This is a genomic window from Butyrivibrio hungatei (assembly GCF_001858005.1).
In the GTDB taxonomy this organism is placed as follows: domain Bacteria; phylum Bacillota; class Clostridia; order Lachnospirales; family Lachnospiraceae; genus Butyrivibrio; species Butyrivibrio hungatei.
Window position 1 is genome coordinate 1 of sequence record NZ_CP017832.1, and the last position, 21,484, is coordinate 21,484.

18 protein-coding genes are annotated in these 21,484 nt (G+C 35.9%); 8 read left to right on the forward strand and 10 right to left on the reverse strand.

Features of this window, described 5'->3' with window-relative positions; all coding sequences use genetic code 11:
• Positions 1-222 precede the first annotated feature (222 nt).
• Positions 223-792 carry a signal peptidase I gene (lepB, locus tag bhn_RS14560; protein WP_071177560.1) on the reverse strand — a complete coding sequence of 190 codons (570 nt, stop codon included), beginning with the start codon at positions 790-792 and terminating at the stop codon, positions 223-225.
• Positions 793-1,005: 213 nt separating this feature from the next.
• On the opposite strand from lepB, the gene bhn_RS14565 reads away from it, so the two are divergent.
• Both bhn_RS14565 and bhn_RS14570 read left to right on the forward strand, forming a co-directional pair.
• Positions 1,006-1,650 (forward strand): hypothetical protein, encoded by a 645-nt coding sequence (locus bhn_RS14565; RefSeq protein ID WP_071177561.1) that lies wholly within the window; start codon positions 1,006-1,008, stop codon positions 1,648-1,650.
• Positions 1,647-3,092 carry an InlB B-repeat-containing protein gene (locus tag bhn_RS14570; protein WP_071177562.1) on the forward strand — a complete coding sequence of 482 codons (1,446 nt, stop codon included), beginning with the start codon at positions 1,647-1,649 and terminating at the stop codon, positions 3,090-3,092. The genes bhn_RS14565 and bhn_RS14570 overlap by 4 nt, the downstream gene beginning before the upstream one ends.
• Before the next feature lie 1,131 nt (positions 3,093-4,223).
• Here the strand turns inward: bhn_RS14570 and bhn_RS14580 are convergent.
• Genes bhn_RS14580 through bhn_RS14600 form a run of 5 tightly spaced genes read right to left on the reverse strand, consistent with a single transcriptional unit; the run spans position 4,224 to position 10,334 of the window.
• The gene (locus tag bhn_RS14580; protein ID WP_161487338.1) at positions 4,224-4,793 is read right to left on the reverse strand and encodes a restriction endonuclease; all 570 of its coding nucleotides are present in this window, start codon (positions 4,791-4,793) and stop codon (positions 4,224-4,226) included.
• A 22-nt stretch (positions 4,794-4,815) separates the two neighbouring features.
• Entirely contained in the window at positions 4,816-5,535 is a 720-nt protein-coding gene (locus bhn_RS14585; protein WP_148661978.1) for a hypothetical protein, read from the reverse strand.
• A gap of 10 nt (positions 5,536-5,545) precedes the next feature.
• Complete coding sequence (locus bhn_RS15980; RefSeq protein ID WP_236845993.1) at positions 5,546-6,754, reverse strand: DNA/RNA non-specific endonuclease; 1,209 nt, start codon at positions 6,752-6,754, stop codon at positions 5,546-5,548.
• A gap of 2 nt (positions 6,755-6,756) precedes the next feature.
• On the reverse strand, positions 6,757-7,608 hold the full coding sequence (locus bhn_RS14595; RefSeq protein ID WP_071177566.1) for a hypothetical protein: 852 nt from the start codon (positions 7,606-7,608) through the stop codon (positions 6,757-6,759).
• Positions 7,608-10,334, reverse strand: a complete 2,727-nt coding sequence (locus tag bhn_RS14600) for a TraM recognition domain-containing protein (protein WP_161487339.1) — start codon at positions 10,332-10,334, stop codon at positions 7,608-7,610. Before bhn_RS14600 ends, bhn_RS14595 begins: the two co-directional genes overlap by 1 nt.
• 1,081 nt (positions 10,335-11,415) lie before the next feature.
• Here bhn_RS14600 and bhn_RS14605 point away from each other — a divergent pair.
• Together bhn_RS14605 and bhn_RS14610 are read left to right on the forward strand one after the other, a co-directional pair.
• Positions 11,416-12,228: a ParA family protein gene (locus tag bhn_RS14605; protein WP_071177568.1), complete on the forward strand. Its 813-nt coding sequence runs from the start codon at positions 11,416-11,418 to the stop codon at positions 12,226-12,228.
• A complete protein-coding gene (locus bhn_RS14610) occupies positions 12,221-12,679 on the forward strand; it encodes a hypothetical protein (RefSeq protein WP_071177569.1) in 459 nt (152 codons plus the stop codon). The genes bhn_RS14605 and bhn_RS14610 overlap by 8 nt, the downstream gene beginning before the upstream one ends.
• A gap of 43 nt (positions 12,680-12,722) precedes the next feature.
• Here bhn_RS14610 and bhn_RS14615 read toward each other — a convergent pair whose 3' ends face one another.
• On the reverse strand, positions 12,723-14,339 hold the full coding sequence (locus tag bhn_RS14615) for a MerR family transcriptional regulator (protein WP_071177570.1): 1,617 nt from the start codon (positions 14,337-14,339) through the stop codon (positions 12,723-12,725).
• Between the two features lie 550 nt (positions 14,340-14,889).
• On the opposite strand from bhn_RS14615, the gene bhn_RS14625 reads away from it, so the two are divergent.
• The 4 genes from bhn_RS14625 to bhn_RS15755 all read left to right on the forward strand — a co-directional run bounded on the left by bhn_RS14625 (position 14,890) and on the right by bhn_RS15755 (position 19,661).
• Complete coding sequence (locus tag bhn_RS14625) at positions 14,890-16,335, forward strand: DUF3854 domain-containing protein (protein ID WP_071177572.1); 1,446 nt, start codon at positions 14,890-14,892, stop codon at positions 16,333-16,335.
• Positions 16,336-17,876: 1,541 nt separating this feature from the next.
• A complete protein-coding gene (locus tag bhn_RS15750; protein WP_161487340.1) occupies positions 17,877-18,026 on the forward strand; it encodes a hypothetical protein in 150 nt (49 codons plus the stop codon).
• A 343-nt stretch (positions 18,027-18,369) separates the two neighbouring features.
• Positions 18,370-19,335, forward strand: a complete 966-nt coding sequence (locus bhn_RS15825) for a hypothetical protein (RefSeq protein WP_071177573.1) — start codon at positions 18,370-18,372, stop codon at positions 19,333-19,335.
• A 167-nt stretch (positions 19,336-19,502) separates the two neighbouring features.
• Positions 19,503-19,661, forward strand: coding sequence for a hypothetical protein (locus tag bhn_RS15755; RefSeq protein WP_161487341.1), 159 nt, complete (start codon positions 19,503-19,505; stop codon positions 19,659-19,661).
• A 77-nt stretch (positions 19,662-19,738) separates the two neighbouring features.
• Here the strand turns inward: bhn_RS15755 and bhn_RS14635 are convergent, their stop codons facing one another.
• From bhn_RS14635 to bhn_RS14645, 3 genes are all read right to left on the reverse strand, one after another.
• A complete protein-coding gene (locus tag bhn_RS14635) occupies positions 19,739-20,020 on the reverse strand; it encodes a hypothetical protein (protein ID WP_071177574.1) in 282 nt (93 codons plus the stop codon).
• Between the two features lie 50 nt (positions 20,021-20,070).
• Positions 20,071-20,694, reverse strand: coding sequence for a hypothetical protein (locus bhn_RS14640; protein ID WP_071177575.1), 624 nt, complete (start codon positions 20,692-20,694; stop codon positions 20,071-20,073).
• A gap of 71 nt (positions 20,695-20,765) precedes the next feature.
• On the reverse strand, positions 20,766-21,476 hold the full coding sequence (locus bhn_RS14645; protein WP_071177576.1) for a hypothetical protein: 711 nt from the start codon (positions 21,474-21,476) through the stop codon (positions 20,766-20,768).
• Positions 21,477-21,484 lie beyond the last annotated feature (8 nt).

Genomic DNA, 21,484 nt, shown 5'->3' on the forward strand with positions numbered 1-21,484 from the left:
AATCCTAATCTACAGCAGAATTTCACCCATTTTTTAGCATCATATATCCCAAACTATAGCATAATGTATCCCAAAGAACAGCATTTTAAACGTTTAATTACCGCTTATTTACTATATTTTGTATCTCTCTAATTAATTAATCAATTTGTTGTATTAATAATTTTTAAACAACACCGATAGTATTTCCAGCAACAAAAATGTTTAAATGTTGTGTTTACATTCTCATCTATTACATCTTTCTTTGTATAAATCTATATAACCTATTTTTTCTAGAGGTAAAAATCTAATTTCGACTTTTCCAAGTATTGTATTTTTTTCAATACATCCAGGCATTTCAAATCTGCTGTCCTGACTGTGATTTCTATTATCTCCAAGTACAAAATAGCATCCTTCTGGAACTGTTATAGGCATTATCGCTCTTCCAGGATTTTCTATTTGCTGGAATCCATAACCTTCTTCTAATAGGTTTCCATTTATGTAGATTTTACCTTCATAATCAATCTGAACTGTCTCTCCGGGTAATCCTATTATTCTCTTGATGTAGTATCCATTTTCCGAAAGTCTTTTATCTACGCTAAATATTATTATGTCAAATCTTTCAGGATCCTTGCTCTTATATGCTCTTTTATCACATATAACCATCTCTCCGTTGTCGAGAGTGGAATACATCGATTTACCATCAACTATCGATGGCACAGCAATGAAGTTTAGTGTAACGAGACATATTGCAAATACAACAGCTGCTATTCCAATCCATTTTAAAGTAAAAACTATATTATTATTGCTTTTCATTGTTGTTTCCTCTCTAAGTTAATTGAATTCTAGAGTAGGATGTCGATTTATGTCAATGAGAACGATGGTTATAAAGAATAAAATATTATTAATGTTTATATGTTTGTTTGTTTTTATGTATGACATTATTTAAAAAATAATTCACTACCTATTGCTATAACTAAACACATGGATTTAGAGTTTTATAGATTGCTAGATGAAGGGAAGCTATGTATGAAGATTAACTTTGTATACCCTGATATATCGGCTGATTCTTTTGTAAATGTCATTGAAGAATTTAATGGCGATATTGAGAAAGAAAACCTTAAAACATTGTTACCTAGAACGCTGGGCAGGATATTTTACTATCTTATATATGCTGCTTATTTTGTTTTGGCGCTTTATATTTTTAAGGGCTTGCTCTATCTTATCACTGGAAGATCTGAGAATGTCATTTATACATCGCTATTTGTTTTTATAGCAGTATTTGGAGGATTATTATTTTCATTGAAATCTCTTAGTAAATTTTTAAGAATCCTTATTATCAAAGGATTAAGATCACATGAATTTACTGAGTCGTATTCATTCTCCAAATATGTTGTAAGAAAAAATAGTGACAAAAAGAAACAAAAAGAGCTTGGATTATATCAGATGTGCGATGAGTTAAAAAAATCAGCAAGGATAGTTGATGCTACTGCCAGATGTGATGGCGATATATGCAGGGTTGAAATTAGCTTTGTATCAGATATGGGAATTGAAAGATTTTATAAGTTTGATTTTCCTTACAAGCTCTCAGAAGATACTTCTGATACAATAGTGGATTTTACGAGAGAACTTGTTATCTTCCCTGAAAATATAGATTTGGAGGAAAATCAATGAAGAAGCTTAATCTAAGTATCAATTTGGTAGCCTTTATTATCAGCGTTTTTGTCATTCTTTTTATTTTATTGATTAACGCTCCTAAGGTGAGTGCAGCAGACAAGGAGCTAAAAACACTTAAAGGAGAGCTTGATGTAACATTTTCTTCAACAACCGGAAAGCTAACTGCATCCTATGATGGCGAACAAGAACTTACAAGCGGGGCACTGTACACATGGTATAAGGATGGATCTACTGTTTCAAACAGTAGAGAATATATGCCTACAACTGCTGGTTCTTATTATTGTACTTTGAAAGATACTAATCTTTATGACGGTACTATTACAAGTAATACTGCCACAATTTATAGGGCTACAGGAAATAAGCTTAGTTTCGATAATGAAAATGGTCTTTATGAGGTAGGTGATACTGTTACTGTTTCTGCTGAACTTGGAGAGGGAGAGGTTGTTACTAATTGGAAAACTAACGCAAATGGTGTAAGAATTCCGCAGAGTGGTTCTACTGTATCATTCAAAATGCCTTCTCAGAATGTAACTATTACAGCTACTATCAAAAAAGAGGTATCTATCACAATGTATGGCGGTACGGCTGATACATATACAGCCTGTGCGGGTGATGTCGTTACCATTACAGCTTCTTCTGTGTCAGGAAAGGAATTTGTTTCATGGACTGCTTCTGGCGGGAAAATTGCGGATCAGAAGGCAAAAGTTACAACTATTACTGTAGCTAATTCTAATATTGTTGTTACAGCAAATTTTGCAGGTGAAACGACTACTTCTGAAAAGAGTGGTAACGATGGAAAAGCAAATGCTGTTAATGCTGTTTATAAGATTTTGAGCGATGGTGGGAATGGCCCTATTCAAGTATATCACCATTCACAGGGACCACTTTGTGATGCTGCTTTCAAGTATGCACAGGGTAAAGATTGGCTTGTAACTGATTATTTTAACATTACGGTTAATAATTCACTTGCGACTTATGAAACTCAAAGTCCTGTAAAGATACAGATTACTATTCCAGATGATCTTATTCAGGCGGACAGACATTGGAGAATGGTCTGCATTTCAAGAGATGGTAAACCTTATTCTTTTGAAGATGAGGACAACGATGATTCTACAATCACTTTTACAACTAGCAGATTCTATGCTTTTGCTATGTGTTATAACGACATTCAGCCGGGCGAAGAGGAGCTCTTTGAGGAATGTGTTCCTGAAGCTTCAGCTTCTACAGTTCCTACAAATACTACTCCTCAGTCAGAAATTCATTCAGCTAATGAATCTCTGACTTCTACATCAACAATTCATTCTGCAGACGCCTCTACAACAATGAATATGAGCGGGGTTGCTACTGCTGCCGCAACAAATGGCGCACAAATTAAATCAGATCAAAAAGCTGCTGTTGAAAGGGCTGATGGTGCACAGGTTTCATTGATTAGCATGTGATTATAGTTTTTACCTTATATTCTTTTAGTGTAGTAGCTCTTTTTGATTCTTAAATGTGTTTTGTTAACTCTTTTATATTTTGCGTTGTTTTACTCAGCTTTTTATGTTTTGCCGTAGGTTGACATGTTTTTATCTGTAGAAAACATAATTTAAGTCTATTGCTCATTTTTGTGCATAGAAAAAGGAGACTTATATAATGTTATATAAGTCTCCTTTTAGTTTATTGTGTTTTAACCTACAACAGCATAGAGTTGTGTTCTTTTTTAGGGTATTTAAGTTTAACTGTGTTTAGACAAAATTCGATATGATTCTTTAGAAAAATAAGGCAGTGTGTTTGGAGCAATCCTCCCAAGCTGATTTATTTCTCAGAGTCCTTCTTTAGTAACTGAAACAGCATAATTACAATCACAATTAGTGATGAGATGGCGCATACTCCACTGACAGTAGCAAGATTAACCTCAAAACTGCCACGATATATGTCCTTCAGAAATGTATCAAAACCAGAGATTCCGATTATTGTAGTGAACACATTGATTATAGATAACAGGATGTTTACCTTGCGGAATCTGTGTCTTTTCAGTAACAAGAACGTAATTCTGACTCCGATAATGAATAGTAATACAAAGAGCGGAGCAACGTTTATATAGGTGGCATATAAATTTATATCAGGTTCTCCAAGTTGGCTCAAATCGGCAGTATTCACTCAATCTACCTCGCTATAAATTAACTACTAAAGATAACTTACATTTAAGCTCCTTATACTGTTAATCAGATTATAACCCAGACACAGTTAATCTTAAATGTAAACACACTCAAACTAAAATACCTTTTTTATTGTCTATAGTTTTGAACCATAGTGTACAATCAATGATTGCTGACTTAAATGCATAAGCGTATCCGTCCTTTTTGGCATCTTTTCCGTTTTTATAAGCTGCTTAAATAAGTATAGTACCTAATGATTTTGGTAATTTTTTTCAATTTTTATCATTAGTTTTGAGCCTTTCCAAATAAATGTTAATATTTTGCCTTATTTTGCCCCTTTTTTGTTTTTACATATTTTTTATTGCCATACTATATAAAAACCTCTATATGGGGCAAATATTAGTTTTTAATTTTGTAGTTGGGTTAGATTTATATTTCATACATTTTGTGAGTGCCAAGTGAGAATCTGTCTATCAGTTTTACTCCACACTTGTGTGCTAGTTTTTTGGCTGCGTCTGTGTAGGTGCTATTTGTAATAACCATTGCGTTACCGCATTCATAATATTGCGCTCCTGATATAGCCTGCTGCACAGCGCTTTCTCCGACATTTCTGCGCCATCTTTTGGCTTGTATGCAGGTAAGTGAACCAGTCTTCATATCTTCAACAATAAGATCTCCGCCAAAATCACAACTTTTTGGTGTAGTCCTTACGTTAAAACCTTTGCTTTTATACATGTAAGCCAGGTAATCTTCAAACTGCTCTCCGCTCATAGAATCTATTTGTTTTATGCTTGCTCCCATCAGCATTTTTTTATAGGCTATCATCCATACGAATGTTACCAGCAGGGAAGATATCATTAAACATATTGAGGCATTTGTTACTGCACTGCCAAGATAACCACCACTTTTAACTACTTCAAAAACATAAACCACTGCTATGCTGATAGGCACAATGTAGAGAATAGCGGGGGCTTGCTTTCCTGAAAAAGTCTTTGTCATGATAGTCTTTTTTTCTTTGTGTTTATGCTGTTGTTTTTTCATTACATATAACCTCAAATCTTTTATTTGAACTATTTAAAGAGAATTTTGATTCGTTTTTTTCAATCAACACATCATTCTTATCAAGCACTGGCACTTTTTTATATAGTGATACAAATGATATATTACTCATACATTCCGCTGCTTTTAATGTTTCTATGCAAGTTGATGTGAGCGGTTTAAGTGGCGCATCCATGAAAATACATAGCTCATGGATAGGTTCTGAAGATATTGCTTGCTCTAATATGCTTGTTAACAGTGATTCTGCAATAAGCTTTCTTTTTGTAATTCCAGCAGTGTCGATTATAAAAAAGCTCTGGAACATATTAGGATCAAAGAACTTTTTTTTAGAAGGAATGTTCATGTAGTCATGGATTCTCTCCTGTCGGTAATCTTTAAATACTTCTTTACATCGTTTTGCTGTTGAATATGTATTGTTTCTTATAAATGGAACTGAAAACTTATTTATAAGCTCACTTCCATTTACACCGTAAATGTAATTTGGTGCGATATCGTATATATATCTGTAATAGTCCATGTTTTTTCCATACACTATAACTGATGCACCTTTGTTTAGCATTGCTCTCATTATAAAGCCTGCTGCCGCGGGGGTGTTTTTATCAATAATTACATTGTTTTTTTGCGTGTCTATATAGACTTTTCTTGAACCTATTAAGTTTTTACAATCAAAAGATAGTTCCATTTTTTGTACCTTACAGTAGGCTAGTTGAGCCATCTGCGTAATTTATCTTGATACCAGGGGCTACGTTATAGATAAATACGCAGTAGCTAATAGTATCATCTTCAACACTTCTTGCTTCAATGAGGACACCACTGGCAACAAGGTTATTGCCGTCATATATAGGTGTTACTCTGTAGGTTACGTGCCTGTCATAGTATCTTACATATGATGCTACAGCGTTTTCAAATGGCTCCATTCCAATAGTATTGAAGTAGAAGCTACCTGTGATAAGGTTCTTGTCATTTGCATTCTCTCCTGCAAGTTGGAATCCTATGAGGTGGCAACGTGCCCACATATATCCCTGAAGATTATCTTCATTTTTAAGAATGTCATATTTTGCCTGATTAAAGCCAGAAGGTTTTATTTGACCTATTGATTCTCTAGGTTCTGTTGGCATTATATCTTTGCAAATATTTGCGTATGCCATTCCACATCTTCCAAGGGAATCCTTTGGCGAGTAGTATTCGAAGGGTTCGTATGTGTAATCATCTGCTGTGAAAAAAGGAATGTTATTGTTTATTACAACATATGGTTCTCCGCTATACTCAGGTACAAGACTTAATATTATCTGTGAGATGGTGTCTTGCTCTGATGAGGCAGCAGATGTTTCATCTGAAGATTCAGAAGTATTGTTACTATGTTTTGCATCGTGATTATCTTTTATCGCTTGTGCTGTGTTTTTTGTATCTTCTGAAGCTTTGTTGATAAATTCTTTTAGCTGTTTTGTTAGAGTCCCTTGATTTGAGGTGTCTATTCCCTGAGCTTCAAGCCAAGGGTTTTTAAATTCGCCAAGCGTATCGTATTCCGAAAGATCGTTGTAGTCGTATGTCTGTCCTTTAAAATCTGATGTTGGAGCTATTAAGGTTGCTAAAAAATCATTCCAGCAAATCTCAATCTTTGCTATCCAATAGTCCCACCAGTTTATTGATTTATTCTTTAGGTCTGCGGCGTTTTGCTTGGCATTGTTTATATTGTTTTCGTCTGTTACATAGTCAATACCATCCTCAGCATATTCCGATGCTGTTATGGCACCATTTGCTATTTTTTCGATGGTCTCATTGTTTGCATATCCTGATGTTAAATCTTCTGCGCTTAAATTATCCTTTCCGCATCCGGATAAGAATGTTGATACAGTTATTGATGATATCAGGAGGATTGATAATATTTTTTTTCTATTCACGATTAACCTCTTAGTTTGAATACACTTAGTTTTGTTGCACCATCTTCTCTTTCAACGTCGTAAATCAGAGAAAGTGGATCTACCAGCTCATCGTCTGTGATGCAGTCAAGTGAGTAAATCAGGTAGAAGTCTGAAGTTTCACTTACTTGTTGAAGTAACTTTGATACTTCTTCTATCTGTGACTCTGATTCACAGATGAGGCAGAGTACGAATGAACCATATCTGTCTATGTCCTCTGAAAAATAGCCATGAAGTGCTATTATTTGAGTAATAAGTGCAGCTATCTTGTTTTTGCGGTCTCCTTTTGGTATTGGGATTGCGCAAATGCTCATCCTACGGCCAAGACGAGTTCTTATCTGAATAAGTGATGGGACCTGAGTTATGAACTTTTGGTATGGGACGGTCTTGTAAAACATCTTATCCTTTGTTCCAGAGCCTTCAAGCACGGATATGTGCCATTGTGTTGCTGATAGGTGTTCAAGGATATTAGGTATGTCATTCATGTTGAATCTAAAGGCAGAGCGCATATTCTTTGATTTGTCACGTTCATTTTTAGATAATATATACACATCATTATCAGGTTCATCACCAGGATATGTAATGGTATATTTTTCGACTAGTCCCCTGCTCATCATTTTGTTTATTGATTTTCTTGCATTGATTGTTCTATGCGAATTCATGTTTAATGCCCTTTGTATGTGCATCATGTTCATGTATCCATATTTTTTTAGTAGTGACAAGATGATCTGTTCTCCTGTTGCCTTTTCATTGTCACTAAGTTTTGACTTTATGGTTGTGTTTTCTATCCTGCAACCTTTTTCATACGAAAATCTAGATGGGTTAATTCTGTTCATTACATACTCCGTTTTTCACCATTAAGTTCTGCTAGAAGTTCATCGAGAGCATCTTCTTCGGACATATCTGTGCTTTCATTTTCGTTATCATCGTCGAAGAAGTCATTGAAGTTTGTATTCTCGTCTGCTTGTGACTTTGGCTTTTTCGCTATTGGTGTATTTTTTTGAATTTTATCAGCTCTTGCCACTCTGTTTTCATTTATTTTTTCTGTTTTTGCCGCGAGAAGAGAAGGATTTAATACCTCTATTGGAGTATCTTCCGTTTCCGGAGATGATGTGTAGCTCCTTCTTATATCCACATTTGCGAGCAGCATGGATGCATTTCCTAGTCTTTGCTTTACTACATCGTCGCTTGCAAGACTTTGAATATCTTCCAGCTCATTAAGTGGGAGTGTTTCAATTGCATCTTCTTCATTCCTGTAATTGTGAACTTGCTGTGTTGTCTTGTACTTTTTGAGATCCTCTTTCGCGGTTTTATTTGCTTTTGGCATTTCTATTATTTTTCCTTTTGGAGAACCTTCTTTTGAATACTTATCGAATGAGTAATCTGGTACATTCTGATTCTTAAAGTCTGATGGCTTAGGGAATGATGCTTTAGCATGTTTGCCTTTAAGCACTCTTCCTTCATCGATTGCATATACTGTGACTTCCTGGAATCCTCTCATTCTTATCTTGTCACCTGCCACAGCGCTCTTATCTTCCACTGTCCTTCTCTTACTCTTTGTAACGTTGTAGTTAACGTCAAGTTCTGAGTTGGAGTTAATGGCTGTCTGTATCGTCTCTTTATGCTCAATACCTGCCATCTGCTCGTATATCTTCATTTCCTCAGGAGATACACGTCCAAATACGATATGCACACCAGAACCCATGATAACGTCTCTAAGGTACTGTGTTGTTGCGTTTTTCTTGAACTGTGACAGTGACTGGATTGCGATGTTTGCTGATAATCTGTATTGTCTGTAAAGAGCAAACATATCCTCGTATACTGGGTGCATGTACTGAGCAGCTTCGTCTATATATACGAAGTGGTTCATACGATTTTCTGATGGTCTACGTACTACCGCAAGCTTCATAAGAAGGAGGATAAAAAGACCAAGTGCAGTTGATGATTGCGCGCCAAATTCAATAGCTGTGTTTATAAGCGTGATCTCGCCTCTTGCAAATGCCTTGTCGAAATCAAGAAGATTCTCTTCAGGTGCTGATAATGCTCTCTTAACACGCACATCAAGTAAGAGGTTTGATAGGATGTTTCTAAGACCTCTCGCCTGCTCAAACATCTTCTCTGCCCCTGCACCAAGAAGCTCCTGCTTAACGAAGTGGATATTTTCCGCATAACCTTCTGCTTCTCTTTTAAGCATTTCTGAATATTCTTCAAGGGATACTCCTTGCTGCCTATATTCTTCCGGTATTTCTGATTCATCAGTGAGTGGGTAGAATATGATATCGTCAGTAGCATCTTCATCAAATGTTGGCTCTTGTATATCATCTCTATCTACATCTCTTCTATCTTTTCTCTGATTAGTTTTTGTTTCTAATTCATGAACAATAACCTTCATGTGAAGTTTTTCTTCGATATCTTCAATTATTGGTTTTAGTTTTCCAAAATCAGAGATTACTGACTGAATCTGTGTAATGTTTGTTTGCTTGCCATTTAGGACTGCGTATAACATACACATTACGGCAGCGTTGGTTGTAACCGACTCATTGATACCTCTGAAGTATGGATCTCCCCCTTTTCCTTGGATATCATTTACAGCTAGAAGAACTTCTGCAAATGTCTGAGCCTTGTTTTTTATATAAATCTGTCTCTGCTCTTTATCTAGCCCATGTTCTACATAGAATGGATTTAATCCTACCATTTTTACATTTTTGTTCTTGTAGTTTACTGCTGGATCAAGAACATTTACTTTCATGTTTCTAGCGGCTGCTAATTTTATTATGTCTTTGTTCATTGCGTTGTTTGGGGCCATGACTGTAATACCGCAATCAGGATATCTCTTTCTTATTTGTTCCAGCTCGTCTGAGTATTCTTTTTTTGGAATAACGTCGTATTCTGTTGTTGGTCCATTATCGTTTTTATATGCTTTTCCCTTTCCCTCTTTTATAAATTTTATTTCGAGAGGAATTCTCTTGCTCATGTTTCTTAGCTTTGTGTTTAGGTCGCATATTATTGCTGGTATAAACGTGCTTGATGTTTTACCTGTACCGGAGTTACCAAGCGTGAATGTGTGAACAAATCGGTCATTTTCTTTGATTAGGATAGGTTTTCCCGTTTTCATATCACGTAGGATATTGAGGTCGAATGCAACGTCCTTGTTCTTTCTTGTGTCAAATAACTGTTGCCATCTTACGTTCTCAATATTTTCAACGATTTCTTCATTTTCCTTTACTCTTCTCACTATCGCGAAGATTGCATATGCAAATAGTCCAGTTATTCCGATTAGGGCGAGTCTGCATAGGATGAATAGCATTTTTGAATCTAGATTTCTTCCTGTTGGAATTTTACAGATCTTAAATACCAAAGTATCAAATACAAAAGTCCAAATCGTTTGTCCTACACACATGGTAGCGTTTGTTATTACTAGTTTTAGTGTCAGTTTCTTTCTGTCATAAAAGTTGAAAGAATCTTCTTTTGTTGAGTATAGCCACCAGATGACTGGTAGAACTGATGCAATTAGTATGTAGATTGGGCTTGTTGTTAAAACAATTTCTTGAACGTTGTACATTGCATAGCCATATCTGTATGTCAGTAATAATATATTTAGGCATAGCATAATAAATCCAATGATGATCGGTAGCATATTAACCTTCCTTCTTTACTATATAATTTCATAATTCTCCTTATAATCTCGCAGTGTGTTCAGTTATAGCAAGGGTTCATTTATATATTAAAAGGAAATGATTTATAGGATGTTTTTATGCCTTTATGTTTTGATGCCATACACTAAAACATTATTACTTCTTTACATATACCTTGTTTGAATGTCTTTATAATTTTTGTTTTGTATTTATTGTGTTATTTATGTTTGAAATAGTTAATTCTTGAATGTTTGATTTATAGACAGAAAAACATTATATAAGTCCAACAGTATTGCAGTCTTAAATCAAAGATGTATTTTTAATAAACATTCAGTATGTCTGACTGAACGACATAAATAAATATATGCAAAAAAACAATAAGACATATTAAATGTGTGACATCTCTACAATATGACTATCATACTGACAAACAGTATGATAGTCATATTGTAAAACTGAATAACTAGCAAACAGTAATATAGTTTAAAAGCATGAAAGTGTGATTGTCTAACAGTAACGATATAAAATAGTAAATATTTAATAACTATTATATGTCATACATGAAAACAGTAATTAATTTAATGTTTTAAGATTGAAAATATATAAAATTCTTGATTTATATAATTAAGTGCTATATTATACTCTTGTAAACATGTATTAAATAAAATCTGTTTACATGTAATTATGTTTTGATGTTTTTATGTCTGACACTAATTTAAAACCTAAACAATGAGATTATTATTACTGTTTAATTGTTTTACTGTATGACATTATTTATGTTATTATATTAAATAAGTCTAAAGAGAGCGAATAATGTCTTAATGTGTGACATATGGACAGTATTACAACCGATGGATAATGTTTGCCCATGTGTAATTATGTTTTACTGTTTTTATATCTGACAGTAAACAATGACATGCATTTTTGTGTTTTAGTGTTTGAATTTTTTAATGTATGACATGCAGACAGTTTTGCAATTAATAAAATAGCCAAAGGAGGAATAGGTGTATGGCAATAAAGATTGGAATAGTTAATCAAAAAGGGGGAGTCGGAAAAACAACAACAGCAATATGTCTTACGGATGCGTTGACAAGGATTGGTTATAGAACTCTCTTGGTTGACTTTGCGCCTCAGGGCAACTGCTCAAGCACATTTGGAGTTAAGGGACAGGAGCCTAATATATATGATGCGATTATGCAGAAAACAGATATTAGGGATGTAGTAGTCAAGGGAAATGATATGGGAGATATCGTTCCATCTGGTGAACCGTTGAAAGCTGCATTGACAGAACTCGTGAATGTTAAGGCTGGCGAATATAGACTTAGAAGGGCATTAGCCCCAATAGAGGACCAATATGATATGATAGTCATTGATTCAGACCCCGCTCCGGGGATCATGCTCGATAATGTCCTTGCTGCAGTGGATGGTGTAATTGTCCCAATGAGAGCTGAGATGTATTCTATTGATGGTATTGGGAGTCTAATTAAAGATATCAATGAAGCGAAGAATGAGCTTAATCCTCAACTAAAGATATATGGCGTATTATTAACGATGTTGAAGGATAGTGCGACTCATAAGAAAATTAGTGAGGATTTTAATAGATTATCTCAATATAATCTTTATCCATTTAAAACAAGGATTAGACATTCAGATGCCATCTCATCAACTCAGACGTGGGTTTCAATAGATGAGCCTAAAAACTATAGTGAGCAAAGGATACTTGAGGCAAAGGGTTCAATATATAAATATGATAATAATAGTGGAGCGACAGATTACAGTAATTTTGTGAGAGAACTATTGGAGGTGATTACAAGTGAGTGATTTCTTTTCTGGAATAGAAAAAGTTGAACTTGGTAAAAAGGGAAAAGTAAGTGAACCTGAGACAAAAGAGCGCAAAACATCTGCAGAAAAAAAAGCAAACGACACTTCACCAAGGACAAAAACAGAAAAAATAGAATCGGAAAAGGTTAAAGATGTGACAATGGAACCTTCCGAGGATAGCTCTGCGGACGAGGAAAAGCCTAAGGATAGAAGGGGCAGAAAGCCAACAGGTAAGGCTATGGAAAGAAAATTCATCTCTGTTAACATTGGCGATGGAGTGGGGGAAGATCTGAACCTTCTCATTAAAAAATACGAGATGGAGACAGGTAAGAGAAGTGTAGGCGTAGGTACTTATATAAGATATCTCATAGATAAAGATATCGAAGAAAATAGGGATTATATTGATAAGGCACGTAAATACGAAGAGCTTTTGTTTGGGGATTTGAAGTAAAAAAGAAGCCAGGGCCTATGGGGCCTAGGCTTCTTTTTTTTATTTATCTAATTAGGGAGGGTTCATTTTCATCAAGCAGGTCAAACATATCAGCGAATTCGCCTATTTCAAGATCTTCTTCAGGTTCCTCATTATAATTTTCGTATTCGTAATTTTGCGACTTTTTTTTCTGTGCCATATTTTGTGTAGGCTCGGCTGTTTCAACATAGTCATCAGCAGGGGGATTTAATCTGCTAATAAGTTCTGTTGAGAGGGACAGTTTGGTGGAAAGCATTGAGTTTTCTTCTTCTAACTTGCTGATTATGGTTTGAGCAATTTCAAGCTTTTCGCTGACATTGTCTAGTTCGTGTTTGAGATGTTCATACTCTTGTAAATTTACCAGCTCTGATTCTTGAGCTGATGAAGCGTTGATATTCTCAAGCTTTTTATCAATCTTTTTGAGGAGTTCTTCATTATCCTTTTTGAACGCTTTAGTGAGTTCGTTGTTTGTCTTATCAATCTTTGAAGAAAGCTGGTCTTTAACACGGTTTATGCTGTCTTTTGCTTCATTTTGAGTATCTTTTGTGTCGGTGTTTTTTTCGATTTTACAAAGCTTTGCATCAAGGCTTCCGATTGTTTGCTGCTGTTTGTTCAGCGTATCCTTCAATTCGTTTGCTGTTGATCTAGTTTTGCTATCAATGTCTTTCTTAATGTCTTCCTTTACAGATTCCAGGTCGATTTCAGGTAAATTGAACTCTGGTATTGTAATGTTTGAGATTGCTTTGAGCATTGCAGACTCAGTGTTTTTGAGTGCTTCGTCTGTTTTGCCAGCGTTATCGTCTTGTGTCTGCTTGATTTGTTCGATGGTATCTTTGCTTTGTTTTGCCATGCTCTTAACACCGTTTATTAGATCACGCTGCTTTTCTAATTCAGCTCGCTGCTTTTCAATAATATCTGCCTGCTCTTTAATTGTTGCGTCCATTCCATTGATTAGGCTTCCAACATTTTCTACTTTGGCTGTGAATGTGCTCTCAAGCTTGTTAAAGTTTGACTCAAAGAGCTTTTGGATATAGTCTGCAAATTTGAGCATGGCATCTTTACTGAGGGATGTTTGTTCTTTTTTAACTTTTTTTACGGCATTGATGCCGCCAAGAGGGGGCATTTTTCCGTCATTTTCTAGATATATTCTTATTTTTTCCTTGTCGTACTTCTTATTCTGCTTAAGACTGAATATAAGTCGGAGTGTTTCGAGATCTTCTGTTGTATAAAGGGCGATACCTCTATCGTTCTTTACTACATTAAGAAAATCTTTAAAATACCCAGTGTAGTTTCTGATGGTCTGTGGCGTGATACCCAGTTCATTAGCAATGTCAAAAGTAGAGTATAGTATTTCTGATTCTGTTGAGGGTATTACTTCTGGCTCTTCAATCATACCTGTTGATGAAAAGAAGTCGAAGTCTTTCATAAAACTATCTGAAGGTGATGTTTGGTTATATTCGTTCTGGGTGTGTTCATCTGTTGCTGGCATTGAATCTTTATATGGTGAGGGTGGTGTATCAATGTTGTCGGCACGTCTGTCTCCAGTTGCCTCTTTGCATGTTTTTTCCACCTTATTTGAGCTAAATATACTATTGCCAGCAAAGATATTCTCGTTGTTGCTATTAATAATATCTTCGTTCATGACGTCTCCTTATTTGAAATTGGTTTTTGCATCATATTGATGATTTAATCCGAGAGTGTTTATTTATAGCAATAGTTTTTTTAAAAAGATTTTTGTTTTTGCGAAATTTTGTGCTTGTAGCTTTTACTATATTTTGTCAAAGTAAAAAACGCTATAATTTTCGATTTTAGAGCGTTTTTTCATTTCAACGATGATTTTATCAACGTTGAATGTTTTGCGTGCGTATTGGCCAATATTTGCGTTATTCCATATTCCTTTGCTATCGTCATTTGCTTTTTTCATTGTCATATAGAGAATTAATTTTCTCTTGCTATAAATAAACATGTATACTTAATATCCTTTTATAAATGAATATTTGCGATTTTTAATGTATTTTCGTATTGACAGAGGTAGCATGTCGCTTTATTATTGCCTTATTATTCTTATAATATTTCGTCGGCACATTGTATTAATGGGCAAGAAGCAAACATGCGTCTTGCTCTATTTTTATGTCTAAAAATAGAGCGCGCAAAGATCAGCTAGATCTTGCCTCTTTGAAAGGAGGCCCGCTATGAGCGGAGGTGTATCTAAAAACTGTTCTTTTTCAAATCCCTGTCCGATATGTGGTAAACCAGACTGGTGTAACCAAGTTACATTCAGTAATGGTGATTATCTATGGTATTGTCACAGAGTTCATGGAGCAAAAGGAGATATCATAACTGCATCTGGAAAAATGTGGGTATGGAAAAAAATTACTCCTGAACACTTTACAGTATGGGAACCTAAGGAACAGTATGATGCAAATAGGGAGAGTTTTATAAAAGCTCTACCTAAAAACTCACAAAAAGGAACTTATTATAATAGTTCCTCATATCGAAATGGCAGTAGTAATGAGAGGGTAGTGTCAGCAGACTATATTGACTGGAATGCACTTCCCTTAGAAGGTACATCTGAATGTGCTAGTCCACAGACGCTTAATGTGTTTTATAGGGAGCTACTGAATAATCTTGTTCTTGAGGATAAGCATGAGGCTAAACTCAGAGCTGAATGGGATTGTCAGAAGGGTACGTTTGAAAAGGCAATTAAGTATTTTCAAATAAAATCCATGCCTCCGGAGGACAGAGTTAGGTTTTCCTCTAAAGAAAGGTTTAAGAATCTTTCGAGGAAGAAGATAGTGGCTAACATCATTGATAAACTTGGTGAGCCGATAGGTGTGCCGGGATTTTATCAGAGAAAAGATGGTACATGGACTTTGTATTATCTTTGCGGTATTGTTTTTCCTGTTTTTGATAGTGATGGCAACATCATTAGAATAAGGATAGGGAATGATTACCCTAAGGTAAAAGGAACACTTAATGGCAAGGATGGTGTCTTTAACTATTATATGAAAGACGAGATACCTGGATGGTATTTTATGCCAGATGGTGAATCAGAGCCAATTCTTGCATTTCAGTACGGATCAGAAAGCAATCTTATTTCTTTAAATAAGAAAGGCTATCCTGACGGTAAGGTTGTAGGAAAGTACATGAATTTTACTTCATTTAAAGAATTACACTTCAAAGATGAACAGGGTAATCCTAGAAGGATTAATAAGTTTACCAATGGGTGTGAGTCAGGCTCTTTCTGTAGCTTATATACAAAGCCGGGTGACGATCCTACTATTGTATATGTTACAGAGGGAGAGAAGAAAGCGATTGTAGGCAACCTTTTACTTAATGTTCCTGTTGTTTCAGTACCAGGTACTAGTTCTATCCTTAAACTATTTGAAAATGAGCAGGGTATGGAAAGAACCCTTGTTGATTCTCTTATAAGAAAAGGAACGAGAGCTTTTGTAATTGTTCTTGATGCTGATAAAAAGGTCAATGAGGCGGTACTCTATGCAGAATCGCTAGTCATTACAGCATTTAAAGAGAGAAAACTGACAGTCTTTACCGGCGAGTGGAATGCTCAGTGGGGAAAAGGTCTTGATGATATTCTCTTAACAGGTGTTTTACCAGACATTAGACCTGCCATGTAAAAAGAAGAGCTTTGCTCTTCTTTTTTATTTCTATAAAAGTATTTTTATATATCAAGCTTTCAGAATATTGCTATATAAGGCTATTATGTGCTATAACAATCGTAGATTTTTATTTTATTTTTAGTAGCATTGGTGTATTACCTTTGTTTTATCAGGACGTATTGTCTTGGGTGGCTAATTATCTTATCAGATATGAAGTTGCTACTAGGAAAGATAAAGATCTTTTTTTATTGTCTTTTTTGATGGTAATTAAGGTCTCTTTCCAACCTTAATTACTTATCATGTCATAAAGACTACTTATCAGTATGCCTTATGGCATGATGAGTAAATGAGGGTATATCCCTCTAGGGCCTTCAACCAGCCCTTCAACTTAGAGTTGTAAAAGATTCTACAGAATTGACTGTAGACCGAGATTGATGCTTTCCCTAAAGAAGGGCGTTGTTCTTTCACTTAAGTTGGAAGGACCTTTTGCCCACGAAAGATGGCAGTGACTGATATCGCACTATGAGAGGAGTTGCGTTATTGGAATATGTTGAAAACAGGGTGGTGCCTGTATAAATCTCTCAAACCAACTGACGTGTCGGAACCCACCTTAGCTTATCGGCTAGGTAGACATTGATTAGGTTCAATGTTAAGAAGGGTTCAAGGCCCTTGTCAGTTTTTTATGCAACAAACTCTGCTTAAAGACTTTGTTGCATAAGACATTGGTTGCTTTACCACCTTTCTGAGGATAACGCAGATAAAGAGTTAAAGACTATTCATCTGATGAATGAGTAGGGATGTTGAGCAAAAGTGCTATCCCTCTCATCAGGGGATAGTCGACAGAAGGGAGGTTTATTCCATGGCTAGAAGGAAAAAGCGTAGAAGTCTATTGTATAGATGGAAACATTTTTCTGAAAAGAAAAAGAGACGCTTAATCTTTAAGTTTGTAGCTTGGTTGTTGAGCATCGTGGCTGATTGCTTGATAACCTATGCGCTAAGCAAACTTTTAGGTTAAGAATCTCTGTGAAACAGATGGGTGAGGTAGCCACTCACCCTCTGATTTCACTTTACCATGGAGGAACTACTATGTCAAAAATAATTTTATTGTCAATTGCAGCCATTGCAGTGACAGCAGTTCTTATAAAGCTTACAATTTCCATAATAAGGGATTTTAAGTCTGATAAGGATTGAAAGATGTTTTTTTGATACGAGCTCTGCAGAAGAGCGTATCGAGTAGAAAGATCTGCTTGCTACATATTTCAGCCTGGGAATATGCGGGACGTACACATGGCAACTGACGGGTCGGAACCCACCTTAGCTTATCGGCTAGGTAGACATTGATTAGGTTCAATGTTAAGAAGGGTTCAAGGCCCTTGTCAGTTTTAAAGTGGAGAACCCTTCTTTAAGGCTTTTCTACTTGTTTTACAATTTAATAAGGAGACATCGCCTCCTTTCTAGCTATTTTAGCTGATAAAGTGCATGGCTGCCTGAATAGGAGTGCAGTATCGACAAACGCCGACTTCTCCTATTCGGGGGCCGGCTTTGGAAGGAGGAACGTTATGGTTCACGATAGGAATAAGGGAAATTGCAGGAAAACTGTACTGAGTACCGAAAAGAAAAAGAGCCCGTTCACCGTAGACCAAAAGATTGCAATCGCAAAAGGAGTTGCATACGTCCTGATTGAGATTCTTAAGGCCGTTTTAAGGTGACAGACTCAGTGGTTCAACAGAGGGGAGCAGCAACCTCCCCTTTCGTTGGAACCATTCTACCATAACAATTCTGCGCATGTCAAAAAGAACAAAATGGTTAGTGGGTTTAAATTGCCTGCTGATCGCCTTGAATATTCTCGATATTGTTCGCTTATTGGCGGATAAGGAAGAGGGTGTTTAAGAAACACGGACGCTCCTGAGCGTCACCAAACATTCAGGAGTGTCCACGGAGAGTCTTTCTCTTTGTTCGCTCCTGTTTGTTTTTATTGCAATGAAAACAAAAATGAAAGGGTGATGAGTTCTTAATTAGCTACTAAGAGCTTGTCAAAAAGGAGAAAACAAAATGAGAAAGATCAACGTAATTTTAGGATTTGGAACAATGGTAGTTGCACTTTTTTGTGCAAAGGTTACTGTTAATGCAGAAGAGGGTTATGAGCAGACTTCTTCAGATGTAGTTTGGGACGTAACTCCTGTTGAGGAGCATAATGATGAACCTGAGCCAGCTCACGAAGAAGAGCCAACACCAGAGCCAACTCCTGTTGTTGAACCTGAGGTTGAACCAACACCTTCTGTAGTAGAGGAGCCAACACCAGAGCCAGCTCCTGCACCAGCACCTGCTAACAACATTCCTTCAGAGGAAGTGCATGAAACTGTTCCTTCATCTAATAGTGATGATAATGGAACACATGAAACTGTTGTAGAAGAAACACCAGTGCCTGCTGTAGTCGAAACAGTCGTTAATACTGCTGTTGTTGAAACAGAGGTGGAGACACCTGCAATTTCTGCGTCTAAGAGAGCAGTTAGAACAACAAATAAAGTTAAGACCGCAGTAGAAGATGATGTAGTAGCAGTTCTTGGCGCTAACAGGTTTGAGGAAGTTGTGGGAGAAGCTGTGAGTGATGAGTTTCCTTATATAGGACTTATTTTATTCATGGGCTTTGCAATTCTTTTAACTGCACTCGCTTACATTCTCCTTGGCAAGCGTAACTACGTTGTAGTAAGACGCTATACAGAGAATGGAAAGTGTGAGGTTGAGGAACTCAAGAAGTTTTTCAATATCGAGAAGGCATGCGAGTATGTAAGAGATTATCAGTGGGATACTACTGACGATACTTACGATGCGCTTAACATCCTTAATACTTCCCGTGATGAGGCGGCAGAAGATGAGGATGGTAATGTTGAGAATCAGCAGCTTGTTTATATAGTTTCTGAGGATCACGAGCAGGAGACAATCTACTTTGCAAATGACGATGAGAGAGATGCTATTGGTAGAATTCTCAGATTTGTAGAAGGTTCTGTTCTTGCTTGATTTTAAAACTTAGCGTCACGCTGACGCTTGGTGGCACACTGTTTCTTGATGTGCTAGAATGTCCTTACTAAGAAGGATTCCCTTATGGGTAAACTAAAGGGAGTCCTTGGGGACTTTCTTTGGCTTAGAATATATCAAAGAAAGTGTCCTGCTATGGAGGTATGGGCATGGTAGAAACAATTATGGATAAAGCAGAAATTAAAGAAGTGATCGAATGGTGCGAGGAAAAAGGCCATTCAGAACATGAGATATTAGAATTGATTCGACGAATTGTGGGTGCAAAACCACACAGCGATATAGATTCTAAGTCTGCTGAAGCGCAGTAACAAAAAATAGTCGCTCCCATGGGGTGACTATTTTTTACTATGTAAATCGATATTTGATGCAGAGGGATTGCTTCTTCCTAAGATGGATTTTGAGTGACACTTTCCTGTGAATGAGAAGAGCGATTATATTCAAATATAATCGCTCTTTTGAATTCAATTACAAAATTGTCCCACATTTCATGAAATTCATCATTTTCTTCGCCTATATTTCCTACACGTTTTTCTATCACTGAACAAAGTAATCTGCCGAGCCATTTTATTTCAAAGTCCGCTGTGATTTCCGTACCAAGAGGATAATTACTACCTCTTAGATGATGTCTATCACTATCCTTTAATGCACGTTTTAAATGCGCTATCATTTTTTATGCATATTCTTTGTCATGTAATTCCGGCTTTCTTTCCATAATTTTTAATATTCCTTAATGCCTTGTTTGTTTAATCGGATTTCCTTTGTGGTTTTTAGTATTTCGGCACTTTTTTCGTAGGCGAGGTCTAATTTAGCAAAAGACAAAACTCCATTATCATACGTTAGACCTTCTGTGAAAGATTCTATAAAATAATCAGTTTCTGACGTGAACATGATTTCCTCGATACTGTTGTGTTTGCTGTCATACTTAACACGGTATTCCCAGTTTCCAGAAAGAGAACTTAGTCTATCGGATAATCTATAGCTGCTATAAAGGTCCATTAGTTTTTGTATTGTCTCATATAATTCATTTATGGAAGATTCAAATGGTTGCAGTTTTGGATCAATATAGGGGCGAAATATATATTTGTATAAGAACGTGTTAACAACATTCCATATAAGTAAACTGCTAAATGTTTCAAGTGCTAATGGTGAAAATATATCAGCTTTAGAGATAATTAGTTTTATGGAAAGGTAAAGTGGTCCAATGAGTGTTATGACTCCTATTATGAGCTTTGGTAATAAACATAAGAAATTATTTTCGGAAAGTTGCTTTACTTCATCCTGTAATTGTGCTACAAGGTACTCTGCATCTTTTTCAGTGTATTTTGGAAAAATGATATTCATATTTTCTCCTCTAATGCGATGATTTTTCGTGGGTTGATTTAACCTCTTTTGTTGTTAGTATAAGCCCATAATTATTCGTATGTAAATGTATTCAGAATTTTTTCAATATAGTCAAATGTCTTAGGACATTCTACTTGGGTATCTGTTTCTCTTGAAAAAAGCTCTATGCTCTTGCCTTTTTGCATATATGTAACGTAATCAGCAAATTCTTCAGCAAAATATTCTCTAGGAGCAAAGTAATAATCGTTAGTAATGTTTGAACTGTTATGTTCTTCTTTTAGTATTTTTTTGAATTCTTCGCTTTGTGAAGGAAAACCTAGACAGGAATCAATGTAGTGCCCTAGTTCATGCATTATTGTATGTGGCGTGAATTGATCCTCGACAGTATTAATTCTAATGCCTACAATGGGTTTTTTAGTTATCTTGTTTATTCCAAGATGGGCAAGGGGAGTATAGTCTTTGCTAGGATTGAGTATTTTATAAGTCATAGGGCTTTCGTATATGAGGGAAAATCCATCCTGGTAAAATTCATCAAGTATATATACATAGTCTGGATATTCTTTTAGAAAATCTTCAATATCCTTTTCTGGATGATACGCAGCAGAATTTTTATCTATGAAGATGCTGGAGTAGTATTCATATCCTTCATAGTCATTTTTGACATGCAAGAAATGTTTGTTTGTCTGTAACAATACATAGCAAACTGTTGATGTGACTATGATTATCATCAGTGCTTTTAATACGCTTTTTAATAATGGGTGCTGTGGGTTTTTATTATTCATCAATTTCT